Raw genomic sequence first — 5,504 nt, forward strand, 5'->3', positions numbered from 1 at the left:
CGCGCGCCATCGGGCCGGGGCGGGTCGGGGCGGAGGGGGGCGCGTGGGGGCGCGCCGGGGGTGGAGCGGCGCATCCTGCGGGGGGCGCGCGACAGTTGGCGGGCGCCGGCCCGCGCCGGGGCCTTCCGTCCGGGCGCCGTCTCGGAGTTGGTGGAGGGCCGTCGCCGTGAAAGCGCCAGATGCCCACCCCGGTGCGGCTGTTGCGCGGCCTCACCTTCACCGGTCAGCCGGACCGGGGCGGCCGCGCGGGTGTCGGCGTTCCACCGGGCCACGGAGCCCGACCGACCGGGGGGACCCGGCCGACCGGGTCCCCCGTCTCAGGTGAGGCCGGCCCGCCGCCGGTCGGGGGCGGGTGGTGTTCCAGGCGGGTGTCCGCGCGGAGGGTGAGGGACAGCAGGTCGCTGGGGGCGGTCAGCTCGATGCGGTGCCAGCGGGCGGCGGCGACGCGGGACGCGACCAAGGCTGCCGGCGACCACGCCGACGGAGAACGGCGGGAACGCCGCGCGGCCGGGCGTGGGCTTCACTCCTCCGGTTCGTGGGGCGCGGGCAACCGCCGCACGGCCTCGGAGAGTTCGGTGAGCGCGTCCAGGATCTCCGCGAGCCGGGGCGCGCCGCCCACCGCCTCGGCCAGCCGCTCCGCCGCCTCGGCGTGCTGGGGGCCGATCCGCCCGATCGCCGCGCGGCCGGCGGCCGTTGGCGTCAGCAGCTTGGCCCTGCGGTGCGCCGGGTTGGGCCGGTACTCGGCGAGGCCGCGCTCGACCAGCAGATCGGCGACGCGCTGCACGCTCTGCCGGGTGATGCCCATGACCCGGGCGATCCCGGCGGCCGGCAGCGGCTCGTTGAGCACCGCCCCCAACACCTGCCAGCCGGCGGCGCTCAGCCCGGCCGGCCGGGCCAGCCCCTCGGCCAGCGCGAGGAACCGCCCGTTGAGCCGGAACACCGCCAGCGCCGAGCCGGACAGCAGCGCCGGCGCCCCCGGCGTCTCCCCCCGGCCGTTCTCCGGCGCCTCCGTGCCCGCCGCCGTCCGCCGTGGCGTCGCCATCTCAACTCCCCTGCGCGGCCGCGACGATCGGGTAGGCGCTGGCGTCCGAGTCGGCGTAGAGGCGGAACCAGGCGTCGACGACCTCCGGCGGGTAGGCGTCGAGCCGGGTGAGGATCTCCCGCGCGAACGCCTCGGGGTCGGTCGGCCCCGCCGTGATCACGTCGCCGTCGGTGACCGCGTCGGCCTCCCGGTAGTGCGCGCCGCCCGCGTAGCCGCTCATCGCGAGCACCTCGGGGGCCGCCGCCGTGTGCGCCCGCTCGTCCAACAGTCCCGCGCCGGCCAGCCCGACGACCGCGCCGCAGATCGCGGCGACCGGCACGCCGGCGTCCACGAACGCCCGCGCCGCCTCGGCGAACGGCGCCAGCTCCGCGCCCTGAAGCCACGCGCCGGCTCCGGGCAGGATCAGCAACGCGCTGTCGGCCGGGCGGAGTTGGTCGAGGGTGATCTCGGGGAGCAGGCGCAGCCCCGCGACGGTGGTCACCGGCTCGGCGGTGCGCCCGACGGCGACCACCCGGTGCCCGGAGACGGCCAGCTCGGCGGTGGCGTGGCCGGTCTCCCAGTCGGCCATCCCGTCGTAGACGGCCAGATGAACGGTGGGCTGGGCGGTGGGCTGAGCGGTGTCGGTCCCGGACATGGGCCGTCTCCCTGGGGTGGTGGCGTCGGGGCTCGGTGGTGCGCGAGTTCCCGCTTATGACAGGAGGTTGTCATAACGACAGTATGCTGTCAATGGGGTGACGGTAGTCTGGGCTGCCGTGATTCAACGCAGCACCCTGCGGGAGCAGCTGGCGGAGGCCCTGCGCGAGGAGATCCTCGCCGGACGCCTGGCGCCCGACGCCGAGTTCACCGTGCGGGAGATCGCCGAGCAGTACGGGGTCTCGGCCACCCCGGTGCGGGAGGCGCTGGTCGACCTGTCGGCGCAGGGGCTGCTTGAGGTGGAGCAGCACCGGGGCTACCGGATCAAGCAGTTGACCTTCACCGACTTCCGACAGATGGTCGAGGCCCTCGCCCTGGTCGGCGACGGCGTCCTGCACCGCAACCCGGCGTTACTCCAACGGCCGGTCGGCCGGGAGGCGTTCACCTCGATCCGCCGCCGCGCGGTCGCCGCCCGCCAGGCCGCGCTCGCCGGCGACCTCGACATACTGATCGCCTACGACCTCCGCTACTGGCGGGAGTTGGACGCCCTCCTGGAGAACCCGCACATCGGCGAGTTCCTCGACCGACTGCGGGTGCGCTGCTGGGCGTTCCTGGTGCCCCGGCTGCGCGGCGGGCCGGGCGGCGGGGAACGGCTCGCCGGCCGGCTCTGGGCCGGCCATCTGACGCTCGCGGACGCCGTCGAGACCGGCGACATCGACGAGACGGGACGGTTGCTCAGCGAGTACCGGTCACACATCCTGGCACTGGCGGCCGAACTCGGCGTGTCCTGAAGGCCGAGCGGGAGCCGTGAGGTCCGAACGGGAGCGCCGAGCCGACCGGGAACCCTGGAGTCCGACGGAGAGTGAGCCCCGTACGTGGCCTGTGACCTGTGGTTGGTCCCCCTCGTCGATGTGCTGTGCCACAGCCCCGACAACCCGTTCGCCGAGGAGATCGCCGAGTACGACCGGGCCCTGGAGGCCGCCGGGCTGCCGCCGGTGCCGGTCTTCGGCTATGTGCCGGGCATGGTCGGCGAGGTCGCGCCGGTGGCCGGCTTCGACTACACCGCGCTGCACCTGCTGCGCCGGGCCTACCTGCTCCAACGCAGCGGACTGCCCGTGACGCCGGCCAACGAACTCGACGGGGACTACCAGCAGTTGCTGGAGATGTTCGAGAGCGGCGCCCAGGAGGCCCATCTCGTCTGGCACTTCGACCACGCCGGGGCCTACGTTCCGGTGGACTTCCCGCGCCCGCTGGTCAACGACGCGCTGCTGGCGGGCGGTGGGCCGCTCGGGTCCAGCCACGGGCTGCTGCGGGAGCTGGAACTGGTCGCGCCCGCGCTGGAGATCGACCCGGCCAGGCCGCCGGCCCCGCCCGAGCCGCCCAGCCGGCCGACCCGGCTGGACGAGCCGGCGGGCGCGCCCTCGTCCGGCGGCGGGCCGTTCGCCCGGGAGCGCCACGTGTGGCGCGGCCTCCACGCGGCGGCCACGCGCAGCCTGGCGCAGGGGTCGATGATCGTCTTCGGGTAGTCGTCCTCGGGTGGTCGTCCTCGGGTGGCCGCGTTCGGGGGGTGTCCTCGGGCGGCAGCGTTCGGGGGACGGGTGGGTTCCCGGGCGGCTCGGGGCCGTGGGAGGCCGGTCCCGCCGGGGGCGGTTCCGCGACGTGGACGCGGGAGCCGGCGGGGGAGGGGGCGCGGTTAGGCTGCCCGCGTGAGAATCCTCGTCATCGGCGGTGGCGCCCGCGAACACGCCCTGTGTCACGCCCTTACCCGCGACCCCGCCGTCACCGAGCTGCACGCCGCCCCCGGCAACGCCGGCATCGCCGAGCTGGCGACCTGCCACGCCGTCGACCAGCTCGACGGCTCCGCCGTCGCCGAGCTGGCGCTGCGGCTCGGCGCCGAACTGGTCGTGGTCGGGCCGGAGGCCCCGCTGGTCGCCGGAGTCGCCGACGCCGTGCGCGCGGCGGGCGTGCCGGTCTTCGGGCCGGGCGCCGAGGCCGCCAGGCTGGAGGGGAGCAAGGCCTTCGCCAAGGAGGTCATGGCCTCGGCCGGCGTGCCGACGGCCCGCTCCTACGTGTGCGCCACCCCGGCCGAGGCCGACGCCGCGCTGGACGCGTTCGGCCCGCCCTATGTGGTCAAGGACGACGGCCTCGCCGCCGGCAAGGGCGTCGTCGTCACCGAGGACCTCGCCGTGGCCAGGGCGCACGCCCGCAGCTGCGAGCGGGTGGTGATCGAGGAGTACCTGGACGGCCCCGAGGTCTCGCTGTTCGCCGTGACCGACGGCGAGACCGTCGTTCCGCTGACTCCGGCGCAGGACTTCAAGCGCGCGCTCGACGACGACCGGGGCCCCAACACCGGTGGCATGGGCGCCTACACGCCCCTGCCCTGGGCCGACCCCGGGCTCACCGATGAGGTGCTTCAGACGGTGCTGCGGCCCACGGTGGCCGAGATGAGCCGGCGGGGCGCCCCGTTCTCCGGGCTGCTCTACGCGGGGCTCGCGCTGACCTCGCGTGGGGTGCGGGTGGTCGAGTTCAACGCGCGGTTCGGCGACCCGGAGACCCAGGTCGTGCTGGCCCGGCTGGAAACCCCGCTGGCGGGGCTGCTGTTGGCGTCGGCGACCGGCGAGCTGGCCGACTTCCCGCCGCTGCGCTGGTCCGACGGCGCCGCCGTCACCGTGGTGGTCGCGGCCGAGGGCTATCCGGAGTCCCCGCGCTCCGGCGACCCGATCGGCGGGCTGGACGCCGTCGCGGCCGAGGACGGGCCCGCCGTCTACGTGCTGCACGCCGGCACCCGCGGGGACGAGGCGGGCCGGGTGGTCTCGGCCGGCGGCCGGGTGCTCTCGGTGACCGCGCTGGGCGCGGACCTCGCCGAGGCCAGGGAGCGCGCCTACCGGGCGGTGGGGCGGATCGAGTTGGCCGGCTCCCACCACCGCACGGACATCGCCGCCCGCGCGGCCTCCGCCGGCGGCGCCTGACGGCGCCCTCCGACCCCCGGCCCCCGAACCCAGCCCCTGACCCATCCGCTGACCCCATCCTCTGACCAAAGCACCACCATCGAGTGACCGATTCCCGGTCCGGCTGACGCGCCAGCCGCGCCCAACTAGGGTGCGGCGCACGCCCAACTACCGGGCGGCACAACGTCGTCGACCCCACCCGCCGGCCCTCAGGCGTTCGGCGCAGCGCGCCTTGCGCTGTCGGTCCCCGGTGTCACAGTGGGAAACGGACGCGACGGAGACGGACGGCGGAGGGCCGGGCATGGTGCAGCGCGAGGCGCGTAACCCCACATACTCCGCGCGGGATCACGCGCTGGCCGTCCTGCGGGTGCGCAACACGGCGCTGGCGCTGGCCCTCACGCCGGCGGCCATCGCCGTCGTGCTCCTGGTGGTGGGCGCCCCGCAGGCGCTCGGCTGGTCGGTGGCGGCGGTGGCCGCCGGGGTGCTCGCCCTCGCCGGCGCGCTCGCCGCGCGCATCCTCACCGCGCGCCAGTCGCCGACCCCGACCGTTCCGCTGCCCGAGGCGGCGGCCCCCTCGCTGCACCGGCTGATAGGCGAGTTGGCGGCCCAGCTCGACGTTCCCAGGCCCGGCGCGATCGCGCTCACCCCGGACTGCGACAGCTGGCTGGAGGAGCCGGTCGGCCCCCGCTCGGAGGCGGCGCCCACGCTGGTCATCGGCTCCCCGTTCCTGTGGTGGCTGCGGGTCGGCGAGCTGCGGGCGCTGCTGGCGCCGGTGGTCGCCGGCACCGGGCCGGCCGCGCACCCCGACATCGCCTCGGCCCGCCGCTGCCTGCGCGCCTGGGACGCGGCCGTCGGGCACGCCGACGGGGTGCGGCCGGCGG

At 76.3% G+C, this 5,504-nt stretch carries 5 protein-coding genes and 1 pseudogene; 4 read left to right on the plus strand and 2 right to left on the minus strand.

Features of this window, described 5'->3' with window-relative positions; all coding sequences use genetic code 11:
• Positions 1-520 precede the first annotated feature (520 nt).
• Together EBN88_RS28200 and EBN88_RS28205 are read right to left on the minus strand one after the other, a co-directional pair.
• Entirely contained in the window at positions 521-1,042 is a 522-nt protein-coding gene (locus EBN88_RS28200; protein WP_122399859.1) for a MarR family winged helix-turn-helix transcriptional regulator, read from the minus strand.
• A gap of 1 nt (position 1,043) precedes the next feature.
• Positions 1,044-1,676: a DJ-1/PfpI family protein gene (locus EBN88_RS28205; RefSeq protein ID WP_122399860.1), complete on the minus strand. Its 633-nt coding sequence runs from the start codon at positions 1,674-1,676 to the stop codon at positions 1,044-1,046.
• A gap of 118 nt (positions 1,677-1,794) precedes the next feature.
• Between EBN88_RS28205 and EBN88_RS28210 the strand changes: the two genes are divergently transcribed.
• From EBN88_RS28210 to EBN88_RS28225, 4 genes and pseudogenes are all read left to right on the plus strand, one after another.
• Entirely contained in the window at positions 1,795-2,466 is a 672-nt protein-coding gene (locus EBN88_RS28210; protein ID WP_325052787.1) for a GntR family transcriptional regulator, read from the plus strand.
• An 84-nt stretch (positions 2,467-2,550) separates the two neighbouring features.
• Positions 2,551-3,201, plus strand: a complete 651-nt coding sequence (locus EBN88_RS28215; RefSeq protein ID WP_122399861.1) for a hypothetical protein — start codon at positions 2,551-2,553, stop codon at positions 3,199-3,201.
• Between the two features lie 180 nt (positions 3,202-3,381).
• Complete coding sequence (purD, locus tag EBN88_RS28220) at positions 3,382-4,644, plus strand: phosphoribosylamine--glycine ligase (RefSeq protein ID WP_122399862.1); 1,263 nt, start codon at positions 3,382-3,384, stop codon at positions 4,642-4,644.
• 280 nt (positions 4,645-4,924) lie between these two features.
• Positions 4,925-5,504, plus strand: a pseudogene (locus EBN88_RS28225) (hypothetical protein); the annotation flags it as partial.

The organism is Streptomyces triticirhizae, from assembly GCF_003696235.1.
Classification (GTDB): Bacteria; Actinomycetota; Actinomycetes; order Streptomycetales; family Streptomycetaceae; genus Streptomyces; species Streptomyces triticirhizae.